This window comes from Sphingopyxis sp. GW247-27LB (assembly GCF_002277025.1).
Taxonomy (GTDB): Bacteria; Pseudomonadota; Alphaproteobacteria; order Sphingomonadales; family Sphingomonadaceae; genus Sphingopyxis.
In genome coordinates this window covers 590,639-607,509 of record NZ_NIWD01000009.1, presented here as the reverse complement: position 1 = coordinate 607,509, position 16,871 = coordinate 590,639, and the positions used below count along the sequence as shown (strand labels likewise).

Here is a 16,871-nt window from a genome sequence, read left to right as displayed (position 1 = left end):
CGCGCGCGCCCGCCTATGCTGGGCGGCGCCATGTCCACGCACCGCCTGTTCGTCGCCCTGCGCCCGCCGCGCGCCATCCGCGCCGCGCTGATCGGCGCGATGCACGGGCTGGCGGCGGCGCGCTGGCAGAGCGACGAGCAACTGCATCTGACGCTGCGCTTCATCGGCGAGCTCGACCGCCACCGCGCCGAGGATATCGCCGCCGCGCTCGGCGTCCTGCACGCGCCCGCCGTCGCCGCGCGCATCGCGGGGGTCGGGCTGTTCGAGCGGCAGGGGCGCCCGCACACGATCTGGGCCGGGGTCGAGCCGTCGGCGCCGCTCGCCGCGCTGCACCGCAAGGTCGACCAGTGCCTCGCGCGTGTCGGGGTCGCGCCCGAAACGCGCGCCTTCACGCCCCATATCACGCTTGCGCGCCTCAACCGCTCGGCGGGGCCGGTCGCGCCGTTTCTGGCGCTCCACGGCGACCTCGCGAGCGCGTCCTTCCTGTTCGACCATGTCATTCTCTACGAAAGCGAACTCGCGCACGGCGGGTCGCGCTATCACCCGGTCGCGCGCTATCCGCTCGATGCGAAGGCGGACACGAGCGCCGCCGCGACCGCGCTGACGTCGGCCCAGGTCGCCGCGAAACCGCCGTCGTCGCCATAATAGGGATCGGCGACGCTCTCGCCCGCGCGCCCCGGCACCAGGTCGAGCATCAGCATCAGCCGCGCGGTCGCAGCGGGCGGCTCGATCGCACGGGCATCGCACAGATTCTGGTCATCGGCGGCGAGGATCAGGTCGAAGCGGGTAAAATCCTCCGGCACCAGCTGGCGCGCGCAGAGGGTGCCGATATCGACCCCGCGGCGGCGCGCCTCGGCCTGGGCGCGAGCGTCGGGCGGGCGGCCGACATGCCAGTCGCCGGTGCCCGCCGAATCGAGCGTCGCCGCGATTCCCGCCGCGTCGAAAGCCGCGCGCGCCGCGCCCTCGGCGAGCGGCGAGCGGCAGATGTTGCCGAGGCAGAGGAACAGGATCGCCGGACCATCCTTCCTATCGTGCCTATCGTTGTCCATATCGCCCGTCTCACGCGAAGTTGAATCAGCTTTCAACTTGCGCGCGCCCTTCACTCTGCTAGCCATGACCGAACAACGATAATCGGAGAGGGAGAGGGTTGCCAATGGCCGATGCGGGCGCGGATGCGAAGGATGGCGGGGTGCCGGGTCCGGCGACCAAGGCGAGCCCCTATGCCTGGTACGCGCTCGGCATCCTGTTCCTCGTCTATGTGCTCAATTTCATCGACCGGCAGATCATCACGATCCTCGCCCCCGACCTGAAGCGCGACCTCGGGCTCGACGATGCCGACATCGGCTTTCTCTACGGCACCGCCTTCGCGGTCTTCTACGCCCTGTTCGGGGTACCGCTCGGCCGCCTCGCCGACGCGTGGCACCGGATTCGGCTGCTGACGATCGGCCTGTCGGTCTGGTCGGCGATGACCGCGCTGTCGGGACTCGCGACGGGCCGCTACCAGCTCGCCGCGGCGCGCATGGGGGTCGGCGTTGGCGAAGCGACGGCGGGGCCGGCGGCCTATTCGCTGATTTCGGACCTGTTCCCCAAGAATATGCGCGCGACCGCGCTCGCCATCTATTCGGCGGGGCTCTATTTCGGCGGCGGCATCTCGCTGATGATCGGCGGTTTCATCGTCGAGGGCTGGAACCAGGCCTATCCGGGCGGCGGCCCCTTCGGGCTCGTCGGCTGGCAGGCGGCGTTCATGGCGGTCGGCATTCCCGGCCTGCTGCTCGCGGCGTGGGTCGCGACCCTGCGCGAGCCGGTGCGCGGCCTCGTCGACGGCATCCCGACGACGCCCTCGCCGACGCCGTTCAAGGGCTTTTTCGAAGAGCTTTACGCGATCATCCCGCCCTTCACCCTCCTCTCTGCCCTGTCGCGCGGGCCGCGCGCGCTCGCGATCAACCTCGCCGCCGCGGCGCTGCTGGCGATCGGCGCGCTGGGGATGATCCGCATCACCGGCGCGCAGCTGCAATGGTGGTGCATCGCGTTCGGCTATTACGCCATTTTCTCGTGGGCGACCTCGCTCCGCAATCGCGACGGCCCCACCTTCCACCTGATCTGGGGGTCGAAGGCCTTTCTCGCGACGATCCTCGGCTATGGGACCGTCGCCTTCATGTCCTACGCGTCGAGCGCCTTCGCGCCGGTCTATGCGCTCGAGGTGCTCGGCGAGGACGCAGGGACGGTGGGTTTCTGGGTCGGCGGCTTCGGCGCGCTCGCGGGCTTCCTGGGCGTCATCCTCGGCGGGCGGATGTCCGACTGGCTGCGCCTGCGCAACGAAGCGGGGCGGATTCTGGTCGTGATGTTCGGCCTGCTCGCGCCGATCGCGCCGATCGTCATCGCCTTCACCACCCAATCGGAGCCCGGCAGCGCCGACTTCATCCGCTTCACCGCCTTCGCCTCGCTTGCGGGGCTGCTCGCCTCGAGCGCGCTCGGCGCCGCCGCGGCGACGACGCAGGATCTGGTGCTGCCGCGGATGCGCGGCACCGCGACCGCGACCTTCTTCCTCGCGACCACGCTCGTCGGCCTCGCGCTCGGCCCCTATATGGCGGGGCAGGTGTCGGCGATGAGCGGCAGCCTGTCGACCGGCGTGCTGTCGACGCTGGCGATCGTTCCCCTCGGCCTGATCGCCCTCGTCATCGCCTATCGCACCGTCCCCACCGCGGCGGCGAACGTCATCGAGCGCGCGCGGAGCGCGGGCGAGCCGGTCTGATTTCGGAAGGATAGCCGCGCCCGCCCAAAGCGGGCGCGCGCATCCGTCACTCGGCGGCGGGAACCCCGATGACCCCGCAGGCGACGCGCGCGCCGCTGTTGCCGCTGGGGTCGGTTTTCATGTCGTCGGGCCCGGCGTGGATCACGAAGGCGGCGCCGTCGGCGTCGAGGATGCCATTCTCTCCCGACAGCGGCGTGCCGACGAGGTGGAGCGACGCGCGGCCGATGGTGTCGGGTTCGATCACCAGGTTCGGCAGGTCGCCGTGGTGCGCGCCCATCGGATTGTCGCGGCCGTGCTGCGCGCCGGTCGGATTCCAGTGCGGCCCCGCGCTGGTGAAGCCGGGCGGGGTGCACTGCCCGACCGCATGGACGTGCATGCCATAGGTGCCCGCTTCGAAACCGCGCGCGATCACCTCGATCCGAAGGCCGCTGCCGTCCTTGAAGATGTCGACGCGGCCGCGATCGGCGCCGCGCGCATCGTGGAGCTGCGCGGTCGCGTCGGGCACGGGCAGCTTTTCCTTGCCGCCGCCCATCGTCGCGCATCCGGTAAGCGCCAGCGCGCCGAGCGTGGCGGCGGCGATGCCCGCCAGCTGTTTCGAACCGATCGTCATCACCTTGCTCCCCGTTTTCTGCTGGCCGTTATCGGCTGGACCGGCCGCCCGGCGGCGAATCCGTCGGGGCGATGATGCCCCTATTCGTCGCTGGTTCCAATAGCGATGTGTTTGAAACCATGGCGTGCGACCTCGTCGCGGCGATAGATGTTGCGCAGGTCGACGAGCAGCTTGTCGGCCATCGTCGCGCCGAGGCGCGCGAGGTCGAGGGCGCGGAACGCATCCCATTCGGTGACGATCGCCACGGCATCCGCGCCCTCGGCGGCGGCATAGGCGCTGTCCTTCATCACCACATCGGGCATCATCGGCGCCGCGATCGCCATGCCTTCGGGGTCGTAGGCGGTGACCCGCGCGCCGGCGTCGAGCAACGTCTGGACGATCGCGAGGCTGGGCGAATCCCGCATGTCGTCGGTGTTGGGCTTGAAGGTCAGGCCGAGCAGCGCGACGGTCTTGCCCCGCGCGCTGCCCCCCATCGCGGTCACGATCTTGCGCCCCATCGCGCGTTTCCGAAGGTCGTTCGCCTGCACCGTCGCCTCGACGAGGCGCAGCGGCACGTCATTGTCCTGCGCGGTCTTCAGGAGCGCGAGCGTATCCTTGGGGAAGCAGCTGCCGCCATAGCCGGGGCCGGCGTGGAGGAATTTGGCGCCGATCCGGTTGTCGAGGCCGATACCGCGCGCGACGTCCTGAACGTCCGCGCCCACCGCCTCGCACAGGTCGGCGACCTCGTTGATGAAGGTGATCTTGGTCGCGAGGAAGGCGTTGGCGGCATATTTGATCATCTCCGCGGTGCGGCGGCGGGTGACGAGGATCGGCGCCTCGTTGAGGAAGAGCGGGCGGTAGATTTCGCGCAGCACCGCCTCGCTCCGCGCGTCCTCGGCCCCGATGACGATGCGGTCGGGGCGCTTGAAATCGCCGATCGCCGCGCCTTCGCGCAGGAATTCGGGGTTCGACGCGACATGGTGACGGCGGCCCGGCGCCCGTTCGCGCAGGATGCGTTCGACCTCGTCGCCCGTTCCCACCGGGACCGTCGACTTGGTGACGATCACGCAGTCGTGCGTCAGTGTCGCCGCGAGCTCCTCGGCGGCGCCGAAGACGTAGGAGAGATCGGCATGGCCATCGCCGCGCCGCGACGGCGTGCCGACCGCGATGAACACCGCGTCGGCGTGGGCGACCGCGGGGGCGAGCTCGGTGGTGAAGGACAGGCGCCCCGCGGCGACGTTCGCCGCGACGAGCGCATCGAGCCCCGGTTCGTAGATCGGCATCCGCCCGGCGTCGAGCGCCTCGATCTTGCCGGCATCCTTGTCGACGCACACCACGTCGTGCCCGAAATCGGAGAAGCAGGCTCCCGAAACCAGGCCCACGTAACCCGTTCCGATCATGGCGATTTTCATGGCGCACCTTTTGTTGCTTGCCCCGCCGGCGGCGGCGGCGTGTCCTTACGGACAAATGGCCCAATGGAAAAGGGCCGCGAATTGCTTCGCGGCCCTTTCCGACAATCGCGTTAAGGATCGATGATCAGAAAACGCGCGCGTATTGCTCGTTCCCGACAAAGCCCAGCTTGCCGACGCCGCTGCGCTTGATCACCGCCATGACATTGTCGACGATGTAATAGCGCGCGAACGGATCGGGCTGCACCTGCAATTCGGGTTCGACCGGCAACGCCTTGGTCTCTTCCAGATATTGCGCGAGCTGCGCGAGGTCGATCGCGGTGCCGTTCCAGCTGATCACGCCGGCGGCGTCGATCATCACCTTGTTCTTTTGAGGATCGACATTGTTCTGATTGTCCGTCGGGACAGGCAGGTCGATCTTCACCGCGTGGGTCTGGACCGGGATGGTGATGATGAACATGATGAGGAGCACGAGCATGACGTCGATCAGCGGCGTCGTGTTCATCTCCATCATCGGTTCATTTTCGTCCCGATCGCCAACGGCCATGGACATAGGATTATTCCTTCATAACTGAGCGGACCTACGCCCTTACAGGCGGCCCAGCGTGCCCGAACCAGGCGCAGGCTCGGAAATGAACCCGATCTTCTGGAAGCCGGCATATTGCATCGTATAGATCACCCCGCCGATGCACTGGTACGGCGTGTTGATGTCGCCGCGGATATGCACTTCGGGGAAATTTTCTTCGGTGATATTCTGCGGTCCGCCGATCTCCGCGAGGAGATCCTCAAGCTTCTTCTGCCCCTTTTCGAGCAGCTGGCGCGAATCGATCTGCGTCTGGCCCCAATAGACTTCGCACGCCGTGCTTTCGGGATTGGGTTCGCCATCGCCGTCGGTATCCGCCGAACGCACCGAAAGGTTCACATTTTCCGGCTTGGTCGTCGTCGGTTCGAAAACCACCGAGGGCAGCTTGAGGTTCACCGTCTCCAGCACCACGGGGACCGTGATAAGGAAGATGATGAGCAGCACCAGCATAATGTCCACGAGCGGAGTCGTGTTGATGTCGGACATCGGGGCATCTTCGCCCTTGTCGCCTACACTCATCGCCATAGGATTAGCATCCTGTCACAAAATTTCTGTCATGGCCCGGCGCGGACCGTAATGCGGACCGCGCCGTCCGGTCCCCGCCCCGCCGAACTCGCGGCAGGGGCGGGGATCCGAAAAATCAGGCCTTCTTCGGCGCCGCAGCCGGAGCGGCCGGCTTGGCAGCGGCGACGGCCGGCTTCACCTGGCCGTTCGACATGATCGAACCGAGAACGTCGTTCGAGAAGGTCGACAGGCGACGCGCGATCGACTTGTTGCGGCTCTGCAGCCAGTTGAACGCGAGCACCGCGGGAACCGCCACGATCAGACCGATGGCGGTCATGATGAGCGCTTCGCCGACCGGACCCGCGACGGTGTCGATCGAGGCCTGGCCCGACGCACCGATCTTCACGAGGGCGCGCAGAATACCGATAACGGTACCGAACAGACCCACGAACGGCGCGGTCGAACCCACGGTCGCGAGGAAGGCGAGGCCGCCGTTGAGCTTCGAGTTGATGTGGTTCTGCGACCGCTCGAGCGTGCCGTGCATCCAGTCGTGCGCTTCGACGGGGTCGGTCAGCTTGTTATGCTCTTCGCTGGCGCGCAGACCGTCTTCGACGACCTGGCGATAGGCGCTGTTCTTCTCGAGCTTCGCGGCGCCGTCGGCGAGCGTCGGGGCGCGCCAGAAATTGGCGTCGACCGCCTTGCCCTGGCCGATGACCTTATTCTGTTCGAACAGCTTGGTGAACAGGATGTAGAGCGTGCCGACGAACATGACCAGCAGCACCAGGAAGGTGATCTGCGAGACGATGCCGCCTTCGCACAGCGCGGGAATGAGGCCGTAGGGGTTTTCGCCCTCGCTCTTCACGCACATCGAAGCGGGCATGAGGGTCAGACCGACATCGTGGCTGCCCGCCGCAGCAGCGGCATTTGCGATCAGATTAAACATATAGGTTATTCCCTCTCAAAAAAGTCAAAGTCTTGAAATGATGGGGCCGGGAGCCGGCCCTAGTTGTTGAGTTTCCAGGTGAACCGGCTCGACCAGGTTCCCGTGGTGGGATTGCCCGCGCTGTCGAGCGGTGCCGAGAACCGGGCGCGACGCATCATCAGACGGCACGCCGTCTCGTCGAGGTCGGCATGGCCGCTGGAAGACGTGATCGAGCAATCGGTCGGGCGGCCGTCGGTGCCGACCGTCAGGCGGAAACCGGTGGTTCCCGCACGCTCTTCGCGCTTCGCGCGCGCCGGATAGTCGTCGTCGGTCACCCAGCGGCCGGGCGAACCCTTGGGCTTCGCGGGGGCCGATCGGTTGACGGCGGGCGGTGCCGGCGGTGCCGGCGGAATATAGACCGGCGCCGGCGGATTCGGCGGCGGCGTCGGCACCGACTGAATCGTGTTCGTGGTCACCGGCGGCGGAATCACCGACGGCGGCGTCACGACCGGCGGCGGCGGCGGCAACTTGTTGTCCGGCGGCGGCGGCGGCGGGGGCTCCTCCGGTGGCGGCGGCTCTTCGACGTCCACCACATCCAGTTTTTCGGCGATTTTCTTGACGATGCTGATGTTCAGGCCGTTGACCAGGCCATAGCCCAGAACAGCAGTAAACAGACCGACCAAGACAATCGCCACTACCCTATTTTTAGGGTCGACATTATCACCATAAGCCATTCAGGGACGACGCTCCTTGCTAGATCATCCTGACACCAATCCATACCGCCCGGTTCGGTTGCCACATGTGCCCGGATGATTTCCGATGCGTTCCGCGGGACCCGGCGGTCAGCTTCCGGTTGTTTTGTTTTTCCGGGCGCTTCGCCGCACGTCCTATCGCGGTGGCGGCAAGTTCGCAAACCCTTTATCAGCGGTTAATGTGCCCTGCCCCATGATGGGGCTTCGACGCCGAAACGCGCGTCGACGACGACAGAAAGAGACGCGATGACACGCCTGCTCCTCCCCGCCGCCCTGGCCAGCCTTAGTGTCCTAACCATCGGAAATTCCGGGGTTTCGGCGATGCAGACCGCCGCCCCGGCCGACGCGGGGGCGGTCAGCCCCTACAGCTATGCCGACCTCGCCGACCTCGCGTCCATCGCTCCGATGGTGCTGCAGGCGCGCATCGCCGACAGCACGGTCCTGAAGCCCGAACGCGCCCCGGGGCTCGCTCCGGGCCACGCCCGATTCTATGTCGAGGCCGAGGTTGCCAGCCTGATTCGCGGCTCGGGACCGCTCGCGAAACGCATTTCCTATCTCGTCGACCTGCCGCTCGGCACCAACGGAAAGCCGGTGAAGCTCAAGCGCAAACAGCCCGTCCTGCTCTTCGCCCGTCCCGTCGCAGCCGGGGCGGCGGGCGCGGCGAGCACGAGCAGCGTGCAGCTCGTCGCCCCCGACGCGCAGCTCGCCTGGGATCCGGCGACCGATGCGCAGCTGCGCGCGATCCTGACCGAGCTGGTCAAGCCCGGCGCGCCGCCCAGGGTGACCGGCATCGCCAACGGCTTCCACGTTCCGGGCACGCTTCCCGGCGAGGGCGAGACGCAATTGTTCCTCGACACCGCGACCGGCGAGCCCGTGTCGCTCGTCATCACCACCCGCGCCGACGGGTCGCGCAGCTGGGCGGCCGCCTTCGGCGAGATCGTCGAGGGCGCCGGGGTTCCGAAGCGGGGCACGCTCGCCTGGTACCGGCTCGCCTGCGGCCTGCCCCGCACCCTGCCGCTCTCCAAGCTCGCCGGGACGCCGGCCGAGGACCGCAAGACGGCCGCGTCGGACTATGCCGTCGTGCTCGGCGCGCTCGGCGACTGCACGCGGACGCGGACGCCGCCGAAGGGGTGACGGGAAAGCCCGGCTTGGCCCCGCCGAAGCCGCGCCGGGCTTGTATCCCCGCGAAAAGCCGATAGGGCGCTCGCACCCGCGGGCGTGGCCCGCCTTGCCGAACCGAACCGGAGTGCCCGCATGTCGCCATCGCCCGCCCCCACCGCCCCTCGCCCGCCGCTCCGCGTCGCGCTGGCCGGGATCGGCGTCGTCGGCGGCGGGGTCGTGCGACTGCTCGAGGCGAATCGCGAGCTGATCGCGCGCCGCGCCGGCCGGCCGATCGAGATTGTCGCCCTCTCGGCGCGCGACCGGCACAAGGATCGCGGCGTCGACCTGTCGGCCTATCGCTGGGAAGACGATATGGGCGCGCTGGTCGCGGCCGCCGACGTCGACGTCGTCGTCGAGATGGTCGGCGGCGCCGACGGCCCGGCGCTGACCCTCGCGCGCCAGGCGCTCGGCGCGGGCAAGGCGCTGGTCACCGCCAACAAGGCGATGATCGCGCACCACGGGCTCGATCTCGCCCGCCTCGCCGAGGAAAAGGACACGCCGCTCAAATATGAGGCGGCGGTCGCGGGCGGCATTCCGGTGATCAAGGCGATTCGCGAGGGCGCCTCGGCGAACGAGATCGCGCGCGTCTACGGCATCCTCAACGGCACCTGCAATTATATCCTGACCCGGATGGAGCGCGAGCGCGCGAGCTTCGCCGAGGCGCTCGCCGCGGCGCAGGCCGAGGGCTATGCCGAGGCCGACCCGACCTTCGACGTCGACGGCATCGACGCCGCGCACAAGCTGTCGATCCTCGCCGCGCTCTGCTTCGGGACCCGGCTCGACATCGACGCGGTCGCGGCGACGGGCATCCGCGGCCTGATCGCCGCCGACATCCGCGAGGCCGAGGCGCTGGGCCACCGCGTCCGCCTGATCGGCATGGCCGAGCGTGATCCGGCGAACGGCGGCGCGCTCTACCAGCATGTCCAGCCCTGCCTCGTCCCCGCCGACCATCCGCTCGCCTATGTTCCCGGCGCCTTGAACGCCGTCGTCGCCGAGGGCAATTTCGTCGGCCGCCTTTTCTTCGAGGGCGCGGGCGCGGGCGCGGGACCGACGGCGTCGGCGATCGTCGCCGACATCATCGACATCGCGCGCGACGAATATGGCCCCGCCTTCGCGATGCCCGTCGACGCGCTCGACCAGGCGCCCGCCGCCGACGCGGGGGCGCGGGTCGGCAAGCATTATGTCCGGCTGGTGGTCGAGGACCGCATCGGCGTGCTCGCCGAGATCGCGGCGGCGATGCGCGACGCGGGGGTGTCGATCGAGAGCTTCATCCAGCGCGGCGACGAAGCGGGCGGCGGCGTCGTGATCGCGCTCGTCACCCACGAAGGCCCCGCGCGCGCGATCCACGCCGCGCTCGCCGCGCTCGCCGCGTCGGACCATGTGGTCGGCGAGCCGATGCACATGCCGATCCTCGCGCTCTGATCGTCTGCCCGCGCCGCGCCCGAAAGGGAGGCGAGCGGGCGGGGGATCAGGACGCCTCCCGCGCCTCCAGGCGCGCCTTGGGGTCGTCGGGCGGCACGAAGGTCCAGACGGTATCGCCCGCGTCGACGCCCGGCCGGTGCTGGACCGAGAAGACGGCGAGGTCACCCGACGCGCGCACCACCGCCAGGCTGTCGCCCCCCGACGCCTTCATCCGCGCGACGAAATCGGCGTAGGTGAATTTCTCGGTGATCTTCGTCCGGCCGAAGGTCCAGCCCGCCAGCAGCCGGTCGAGCTGCTCCTCGATCGGTGTCCCCGCCAGCGTGAAGACCCGCCCGCGCCGCTGGCCGCCCGGCCGCGATTCGCCGATCATCCGGCTGACGCGGTCGTGGCCGACCTCGGGCGCCAGCTCGCTGCACACCAGCGCGTTATAGGCGTCGTTGTCGGTCGCCGCGATCAGCTGCTGGTAACGGCCCATGTCGAGATGGTCGTCGTGCGTCTCGTCCAATATGTCGCCGTGATGGACGGGCAGGCCGGCACGCCGCGCGCGGCGCAGCGCGAGCTGGCTCGGGTCGGCGATCAGCACGTCGCGCTCCTGCGCCTTGACGAACTGGGCGAACGCGATCGTCCAGCTGTTGGCGCCGACGAGCAGCACCCCGTCGCCCTTGCCGCGGTCGAGCCCCAGCCAGCGCGCGAAAGGCGCGGCGGTGAAGCCGTGCGCGAAGATCGTCGCGATCACCACCGCGAAGGACAGCGGCACCAGCGCCTCGGCGCCCGGAATGCCATAGTCGGAGAGGCGCAGCGCGAACAGGCCGGTCACCGCCGCGGCGACGATGCCGCGCGGCGCGATCCACGCGACGAACAATCGCTCCTTGAACGGGATGCGGGTGAACAGCAGCGCGAGCATGATGGTCAGCGGCCGCACCACGAACAGCAGCAGGATCAGGAACAGGATGAAGCGCGCCTGGAAATTGGTCACCACATTCCAGTCGAGCGTCGCCGACAGGATGATGAACACGCCCGAGACGAGGAGGACGGTCAGATCCTCCTTGAAGCGCAGCAGCATGTGACTCGAATCGGTCTCGCGGTTCGCCATCACCACGCCCATCACCGTCACGGTGATCAGCCCGGTTTCGTGCATGATCAGGTCGGCGAAGACGAAGGCGGCGATCACCGTGGTCAGCAGCACCGGCGCCTTCAGATATTCGGGAACCCAGCCGCGCACGAAGGCGGAGGTCAGCGCGAAGGCCGCGCCGCCGCCGATCAGCATCGCGAGCAGGCTCGCCGCGACAACGTCGGTGACGATCGCGACGCTGTTCGCCTGCGCGCCGCCATGGGTGATATAGGCGTAGATGCCGACCGCGAGCAGCGCGCCGATCGGGTCGTTCACGATCGCTTCCCACTTCAGCATATGCTTGACGCGCGGCGTGATGTTGAGCGTGCGGAGCAGCGGTACGACCACCGTCGGGCCGGTGACGACCATGATGCCGCCGAACAGCGCCGCGATCTCCAGCGGCAGGCCGGCGCCGTAATAGGCGGCGGCGGTGCCGAGCGCCCAGCCCACCGGCACGCCCACGAAGACGAGCATGAACACCGCGACGCCGGCGTGGCGCAGCTCGCGGAATTTCAGCGTCAGCCCGCCCTCGAACAGGATCACCGCGACCGCGAGCTTGATCATCGGCTCGCGCAGCGCGCCGAAATCCTGCTCGGGGTGGATGAGGCCGAGCACCGGGCCCGCGATGATGCCCGCGATCAGCATCAGCGCGATCGCCGGCCGGCCGGTGCGCCACGCGACCCATTGCGCGCCGATGCCGATGACCCCGATCAGGGCGATTTTGACGAGCAGGGAGTCGATCGCGAACATGGCATGGAGCCTAGGGCATGGGGCGGAAAAGACGCCAGAAAAAAGAGACCGCCCGCTCCCCTTGCGGCGAGCGGGCGGTCCGGTCTTTCAGCCGCGAAGCGCGATCAGAACTTGCCGCGCAGCGTCACGCCATAGGTCCTGGGCTCGGCCAGGAACTGCGAGAAGATCTGGCGTCCGCCCGGATATTGCGGGTCGACGAAGGGCGCCGACGTCGTTCCCGCCTGGAAGGGCGAGTTGAACGCGACCTGGGCGTAATTCTTGTTGAAGATATTCTGCGCCCAGAACTCGACGCCCCATTTCTCGTCGGGACCGCGGATGCCGAGGCGGGCGTTGAACAGCGCATAGCCGTCCTGCTCCTTCTGCGGGAACAGGTCCGAGCCCGTGTTGTAGTCGCTGGTCATGCGGCCATCGATATAGACGAGGCCGGTCAGCCCGCTACTGCCGATCTCGGGCGTCCAGGTGACGCTGCCGGTCGCGACCCATTCGGGCGCGTTCGACAGATTGTCGCCGGGCAGCTTGCGCAGCGCCGGGTCGAGCGGCGTGCCCGACTTGTTGCCGACCAGATCGGCGCGATACTTGGTCTTCGCATAGGTCAGGCCCGCGGCGAGGCGGAAGTCGCGCGCCGGAACCAGCGAGGCCTCGATCTCGACGCCTTCGGTACGCACGCCCCAGCTGACGTCGTCGGCCGCGCAGGCCCCGGTCGCCCCGCTCGTGTCGGTATCGGCATCGGGACCGCCGACGAGGTCGCCGCCGCAGCCGTTGATCGTCTGGACGATGAACACGCTGCCGTTGAAGGTGTTGAGCTGGAAGTTGCTGAAATCCGACCGGAAGGCCGACACGCCGAGGCTGAACGGCCCGGTCGCATATTTGGCGCCGATTTCATAGGCGTCGACCAGTTCGGGGTCGAACTGCAGATTGCCGACGACCGCCTGCGCACCGCCGACCGCGGCGAAGGGCACGATCGGCGACTTGAGCGCCGAGCGGTCGAGGTTGAACCCGCCCGCCTTGTAGCCGCGCGAAAAGCTCGCATAGGCCAGAAGATCGGGGGTCGGCTTCCACGACAGGATCGCGGTGCCGGTCCACTCGTCCTCGCTGCGCTGGTCGTTGATCGACACGCCGTCGAGCTCGGCGGTCGCGTTGCCCTGGCAGCCGAGGCCGATCAGCGCGCCGGCGAGCGCCTTGGCGGTCGCGTTCGACGTCGCGCTCGTCAGGTCGTCGAGCACCAGCCCCTGAATCTGCGGGCAGATCGTGTTGTCGTTGGTGAAGCTCGCGGCGAACTTCTTCTTGTCGTGGGTGTAACGCACGCCGAAGGTGAAATCGATCGTGTCGGTGACGTGGAAGATATTGTGCGTGAACAGCGCCCAGTTGGTGCCGTTCTGATAATAGCGGTCGTCGATGCTGCCGAGGTCGTTGAGCCCGTCGAGCAGGTTGAACGCCGCAAGGATGTCGGGACCCGACGCGCCGCTCGCGGCGCCGATCGTCGCGGGGCCGACGCCGGGAAAGACGCACAGCGGGCTGGTCGGCGAATAGAGCGGCGCGAGCCCGCCGCCCGAGATGATGCGGCAATTGGCGAAGCGGCCATACTGGTCGCCGAAGCGCAGATTGTCGCGCACCGTCAGCTTCTCGTTGGCGTAGAAGCCGCCGACAAGCCAGTCGAGCTTGCCGCCGAAGGCTTCGCCGTTCAGCCGCACTTCCTGGGTGAAGGTGTGGAACTGGCGATAGGCGTCGTCGCTCGGCGCGCGATAGAGGATGTCGACGGTGCCATAGTCGAGATCGCCGGCCTGGCTCGACCGATATTCGCGATAGGCGGTGATCGAGGTCAGCGTCGCGCCGCCGAAATCATAGTCGATCTGGCCCGAGAAGCCGTAATCCTTGGTCTCGCCGGCATAGCTGCGCCCCGGGGTGACCGACAGCGTCCGCCCATAGCCCTGGTTGAACGCCGCAAGCGGCTGCCCCAGGTCGCGCAGCACGTTGATGATGTTGTTGCCGTCGGGCTGAAGCGGCGCGAGCGGCGTCGACGGATCGTTGAGATTGCCGATATAGGGGTTGACGCTGTTGTCGACATAGATGGCGCCGCAGCATCGCTCGTCGCGGAAGGTATAGTCGGCGATCAGCCGCACCGACAGCGCGTCGGTGGGCTCGAACAGGAGCTGACCGCGCAGGAAATAGCGGTCGCGGTTGTTGACGTCGGTGTTGTTCGCCGGATCGCGATAGAAGCCGTCGCGCTTGACCCAGACGCCGTCGACGCGCGCGGCGAGCGTGTCGCTGATCGGCCCGGTCAGGCTGGCGGCGGCGCGCCAATAATCATAATTGCCATAGGTGATCTCGCCCGATCCGCCGAAGGTGAACTCGGGCTTCTTCGAATAGATGCTGATCAGCCCCGCCGACGAATTGCGGCCGCCGAGCGTGCCCTGCGGGCCGCGCTGGACCTCGACGCGCTCGAGCTCGCCCAGTTCGTTGAGGCCGATGCCCGAGCGCGAGCGGTAGACGCCGTCGATGAAGACCGGGACCGAGCTTTCGAGGCCGGGGTTGTCGCCGACGGTGCCGATGCCGCGGATGCGCGCCGAACCATTGGCTTCGCTGCCGGTCGACGAGACGAGCAGCGACGGCGCGACCTGGTTCAATTGGCGGATGTCGTTGGCGCCGCTGTTCTGCATCGCCTCGGCGCCGACCGCCGAAATGGCGACCGGAACGTCGGAGAGCAGCTGGGCACGGCCCTGCGCGGTGACGACGATCGCGTCGCCGGCGGAATCGTCGGCGGTCGCGTTCTGGGCCGCGCTGTCGGGGGCCGCGCTGTCCTGCGCGAAGGCGGGCGCCGCGGCCGCGGCGACCGCCAGCGATACGCCGAGCGCGCTGGTGCGCAAAAGGCGGGCGGCAAGAAGGGAAGAAGATTTCATGACGGGCACTCCTCTCAATATTTCATTTTTTCGTTGCGCCTCGAAACATACCCAAACTGCGCCGCCGTTCCAGCGAACGCGGCGTGATTCGATGATTGTTTGCGCGGAGTGATGCAATTGGGCCACAGGGCCGAAAACCCGCATTTCCCGGCTGCGGGATCAGATTTTCGCGCGAATCCGGCGTGCCGTAGCGTCATCGCGTTCGGGGCTGGCGCAGGCGAAACGCAGCAGCCGCCCTCCGGCGACCAGCATCGCCCGGTAAGGCCCGGAAAAATTCGCCGCGATGGCCGCGTCCGCGACGTCGAGCCCGCCGGTGAGGCTGCCGAAGGCCGGGAGGATCAGCCGCTGCGCGTCGCCCGCGAAGCAGGGGCGCGACACGCCGCGGCCGCGCAGGGTCAGGCGGAGCTTCGGGTGGAAATGCCCCGATATTTCCGGGCGCGTCTCGGCCGCGCGGCACTGGTGGCGCAGCACGATGCCGTCGACGACCATCTCCTCGGCGACCTCGCCGCCCCAGGCGCCGCCCGAGAGGCCGTCGTGATTGCCCGCGATCCAGACGAGGCGCGTCGCCGCGGCCTGCCGCGCGAGCCGCGCCGCGACCGCGGGGACGATGCGCGCCGCGGCATCGCGATCGTGGAAGCTGTCGCCGAGGCACCAGATCGCGCGCGCGCCGGTCTCCGCCGCCAGCCGCGCGAGCCGGTCAAGCGTGTCGTGGCTGTCATAAGGGGGCAGCGGCTGGCCGTGCCCCGCGTACCAGCTCGCCTTTTCGAGATGGAGGTCGGCGACGATCAGCGCGCCGTGGCGCGGCCAGAACAGCGCCCGGTCGGCGAGCATGGTAAAGGATTGGCCGGCAAAGGACAGGCTCGGGGCGGGCGGCATGCCGCCGCTATGGCGCGCCGCGCATCCGGCGGCAAGCCCGCCGCCGGGGGTCTACCCCCCGCGCATCCAGCCGGCCGCGGCATAGCGTTGCCCGGTCTCGCGCCGCGCCCCGCTCGGCATGTCGAGCACGACGCGCTTGTTGGGGAAGTCGATCTCGACGCGGTCGAACAGCGACAGGCTGTCCATCCCCAGCAGCAGCGCCGGGCGGTCGCCTAGGCCGAGCGCATCGAACGCCTTCGAATCGGCGAAGGAAACCGGCAGGTCGTTGATGTTGATCCCCTCGATCTCGATCCGCTTGATCCCGGTTCGCACCGCCGGCACATCCTCGCCGGTCACCGCCCCGAGCACCGCGGGATAGAAGGCGGTGCTGTTCTGGCGCCGCGCCGCGATCAGCTTCTGCAGCGCGAGATTGCCGACGCTCGACTGGGCGCCGGTATCGACGACGACGTCGATGCGGCGCCCGTCGATGCGCGCGTCGGACAGGATCAGGCGGCCGGCGCTGTTGCGCGCGGTGACGACGATCGCATCCTTGTCGCGGATCAGCGGCCGCGCGTGGCGGCGGCTCGCCAGTATCTCCATCTTCTCACCCCGGAAATCGATCAGCAGCCGGCGCTTTTCGAGCATGTCGACCCCGATCAGCCCCGCCGCGCCGATATGGCGTCCGGCAAAGGCCGGCGCGTCGAACGGGTTGAGGCGGAGGTCGGTCATCTCGAGCGAGGCGACGCGGAAGCTCGGAGCCACGGCGACCGACGTGCCGATCGTCGCGAGCCGCAACCGCTCGCTACGGTCGAGCCCCAGGCGGTCGGCGAGTTCGCGCGCGATGACGGTGCGTTCGGCGCCGGTGTCGACGAGGAAGGAGAAGGGCCCCTGTCCGTCGACCATCACCTGCACCGACATGCGCCGCGTCGCATCGAGGTCGAACGGCTGGACGAAGGGGACGATATTGTCGAGATTCTCGCCCAGCATCGCGGGGTCGGGAACCGGCGCCGCGGCGGGCGCGGGCGGCGGGGCGGGCGCGACCGGTCCCGGCGTCGCGCCGGCGAGCAGCGGCGCCGCAAGCAGCAAGGGCCAAAGCGGCGACCGGACGGCCATCAGCGTCATATCGGCATCCCCTCCTGATTTTCCGGCAGTTTACGCCCGATC

The 16,871-nt window shown here is 68.4% G+C and carries 15 protein-coding genes; 4 read left to right on the top strand and 11 right to left on the bottom strand.

All coding sequences use genetic code 11. The features are described 5' to 3' along the window. Positions 1–30 precede the first annotated feature (30 nt). On the top strand, positions 31–645 hold the full coding sequence (gene thpR, locus CD928_RS15370) for an RNA 2',3'-cyclic phosphodiesterase (RefSeq protein ID WP_095388093.1): 615 nt from the start codon (positions 31–33) through the stop codon (positions 643–645). Here the strand turns inward: thpR and CD928_RS15365 are convergent. After that, positions 555–1,049, bottom strand: a complete 495-nt coding sequence (locus CD928_RS15365) for a low molecular weight protein-tyrosine-phosphatase (protein WP_095387938.1) — start codon at positions 1,047–1,049, stop codon at positions 555–557. The genes thpR and CD928_RS15365 overlap by 91 nt on opposite strands. A 104-nt stretch (positions 1,050–1,153) precedes the next feature. On the opposite strand from CD928_RS15365, the gene CD928_RS15360 reads away from it, so the two are divergent. Further along, entirely contained in the window at positions 1,154–2,752 is a 1,599-nt protein-coding gene (locus CD928_RS15360; RefSeq protein WP_095387937.1) for an MFS transporter, read from the top strand. Positions 2,753–2,798: 46 nt separating this feature from the next. Here CD928_RS15360 and CD928_RS15355 read toward each other — a convergent pair whose 3' ends face one another. The 6 genes from CD928_RS15355 to CD928_RS15330 all read right to left on the bottom strand — a co-directional run bounded on the left by CD928_RS15355 (position 2,799) and on the right by CD928_RS15330 (position 7,493). After that, a complete protein-coding gene (locus CD928_RS15355) occupies positions 2,799–3,362 on the bottom strand; it encodes a superoxide dismutase family protein (RefSeq protein ID WP_095387936.1) in 564 nt (187 codons plus the stop codon). 80 nt (positions 3,363–3,442) lie between these two features. Then, positions 3,443–4,753 carry a UDP-glucose/GDP-mannose dehydrogenase family protein gene (locus CD928_RS15350; protein WP_095387935.1) on the bottom strand — a complete coding sequence of 437 codons (1,311 nt, stop codon included), beginning with the start codon at positions 4,751–4,753 and terminating at the stop codon, positions 3,443–3,445. A gap of 124 nt (positions 4,754–4,877) precedes the next feature. Further along, positions 4,878–5,303 carry a biopolymer transporter ExbD gene (locus tag CD928_RS15345; protein ID WP_095387934.1) on the bottom strand — a complete coding sequence of 142 codons (426 nt, stop codon included), beginning with the start codon at positions 5,301–5,303 and terminating at the stop codon, positions 4,878–4,880. 36 nt (positions 5,304–5,339) lie between these two features. Beyond that, positions 5,340–5,858, bottom strand: coding sequence for a biopolymer transporter ExbD (locus CD928_RS15340; RefSeq protein ID WP_095387933.1), 519 nt, complete (start codon positions 5,856–5,858; stop codon positions 5,340–5,342). Positions 5,859–5,973: 115 nt separating this feature from the next. After that, positions 5,974–6,780 (bottom strand): MotA/TolQ/ExbB proton channel family protein, encoded by an 807-nt coding sequence (locus CD928_RS15335; protein ID WP_255247190.1) that lies wholly within the window; start codon positions 6,778–6,780, stop codon positions 5,974–5,976. 59 nt (positions 6,781–6,839) lie between these two features. Next, positions 6,840–7,493, bottom strand: a complete 654-nt coding sequence (locus CD928_RS15330; RefSeq protein WP_095387932.1) for an energy transducer TonB — start codon at positions 7,491–7,493, stop codon at positions 6,840–6,842. Positions 7,494–7,757: 264 nt separating this feature from the next. On the opposite strand from CD928_RS15330, the gene CD928_RS15325 reads away from it, so the two are divergent. Together CD928_RS15325 and CD928_RS15320 are read left to right on the top strand one after the other, a co-directional pair. Then, a complete protein-coding gene (locus CD928_RS15325) occupies positions 7,758–8,645 on the top strand; it encodes a hypothetical protein (RefSeq protein ID WP_095387931.1) in 888 nt (295 codons plus the stop codon). A 120-nt stretch (positions 8,646–8,765) separates the two neighbouring features. Continuing rightward, on the top strand, positions 8,766–10,094 hold the full coding sequence (locus tag CD928_RS15320) for a homoserine dehydrogenase (RefSeq protein WP_095387930.1): 1,329 nt from the start codon (positions 8,766–8,768) through the stop codon (positions 10,092–10,094). A 46-nt stretch (positions 10,095–10,140) separates the two neighbouring features. On the opposite strand, the gene CD928_RS15315 is transcribed toward CD928_RS15320, so the two are convergent. The 4 genes from CD928_RS15315 to CD928_RS15300 form a co-directional block, all read right to left on the bottom strand. After that, positions 10,141–11,955, bottom strand: coding sequence for a sodium:proton antiporter (locus tag CD928_RS15315; RefSeq protein WP_176473599.1), 1,815 nt, complete (start codon positions 11,953–11,955; stop codon positions 10,141–10,143). A gap of 104 nt (positions 11,956–12,059) precedes the next feature. After that, the gene (locus tag CD928_RS15310) at positions 12,060–14,852 is read right to left on the bottom strand and encodes a TonB-dependent receptor (protein WP_095387929.1); all 2,793 of its coding nucleotides are present in this window, start codon (positions 14,850–14,852) and stop codon (positions 12,060–12,062) included. 159 nt (positions 14,853–15,011) lie between these two features. Next, entirely contained in the window at positions 15,012–15,728 is a 717-nt protein-coding gene (pdeM, locus tag CD928_RS15305) for a ligase-associated DNA damage response endonuclease PdeM (RefSeq protein ID WP_095387928.1), read from the bottom strand. 51 nt (positions 15,729–15,779) lie between these two features. Next, positions 15,780–16,829: a retroviral-like aspartic protease family protein gene (locus tag CD928_RS15300; protein WP_095387927.1), complete on the bottom strand. Its 1,050-nt coding sequence runs from the start codon at positions 16,827–16,829 to the stop codon at positions 15,780–15,782. Positions 16,830–16,871 lie beyond the last annotated feature (42 nt).

Excerpts from the sequence above, each read along its gene's own strand:
- thpR (WP_095388093.1), top strand. The coding sequence starts at position 31 with ATGTCCACGCACCGCCTGTTCGTCGCCCTGCGCCCGCCGCGCGCCATC.
- CD928_RS15300 (WP_095387927.1), bottom strand. The coding sequence starts at position 16,829 with ATGACGCTGATGGCCGTCCGGTCGCCGCTTTGGCCCTTGCTGCTTGCG.
- CD928_RS15365 (WP_095387938.1), bottom strand. The coding sequence starts at position 1,049 with ATGGACAACGATAGGCACGATAGGAAGGATGGTCCGGCGATCCTGTTC.
- CD928_RS15320 (WP_095387930.1), top strand. The coding sequence starts at position 8,766 with ATGTCGCCATCGCCCGCCCCCACCGCCCCTCGCCCGCCGCTCCGCGTC.
- CD928_RS15315 (WP_176473599.1), bottom strand. The coding sequence starts at position 11,955 with ATGTTCGCGATCGACTCCCTGCTCGTCAAAATCGCCCTGATCGGGGTC.
- CD928_RS15345 (WP_095387934.1), bottom strand. The coding sequence starts at position 5,303 with ATGTCCATGGCCGTTGGCGATCGGGACGAAAATGAACCGATGATGGAG.
- CD928_RS15310 (WP_095387929.1), bottom strand. The coding sequence starts at position 14,852 with ATGAAATCTTCTTCCCTTCTTGCCGCCCGCCTTTTGCGCACCAGCGCG.
- CD928_RS15325 (WP_095387931.1), top strand. The coding sequence starts at position 7,758 with ATGACACGCCTGCTCCTCCCCGCCGCCCTGGCCAGCCTTAGTGTCCTA.
- CD928_RS15335 (WP_255247190.1), bottom strand. The coding sequence starts at position 6,780 with ATGTTTAATCTGATCGCAAATGCCGCTGCTGCGGCGGGCAGCCACGAT.
- CD928_RS15360 (WP_095387937.1), top strand. The coding sequence starts at position 1,154 with ATGGCCGATGCGGGCGCGGATGCGAAGGATGGCGGGGTGCCGGGTCCG.
- pdeM (WP_095387928.1), bottom strand. The coding sequence starts at position 15,728 with ATGCCGCCCGCCCCGAGCCTGTCCTTTGCCGGCCAATCCTTTACCATG.
- CD928_RS15340 (WP_095387933.1), bottom strand. The coding sequence starts at position 5,858 with ATGGCGATGAGTGTAGGCGACAAGGGCGAAGATGCCCCGATGTCCGAC.
- CD928_RS15330 (WP_095387932.1), bottom strand. The coding sequence starts at position 7,493 with ATGGCTTATGGTGATAATGTCGACCCTAAAAATAGGGTAGTGGCGATT.
- CD928_RS15350 (WP_095387935.1), bottom strand. The coding sequence starts at position 4,753 with ATGAAAATCGCCATGATCGGAACGGGTTACGTGGGCCTGGTTTCGGGA.
- CD928_RS15355 (WP_095387936.1), bottom strand. The coding sequence starts at position 3,362 with ATGACGATCGGTTCGAAACAGCTGGCGGGCATCGCCGCCGCCACGCTC.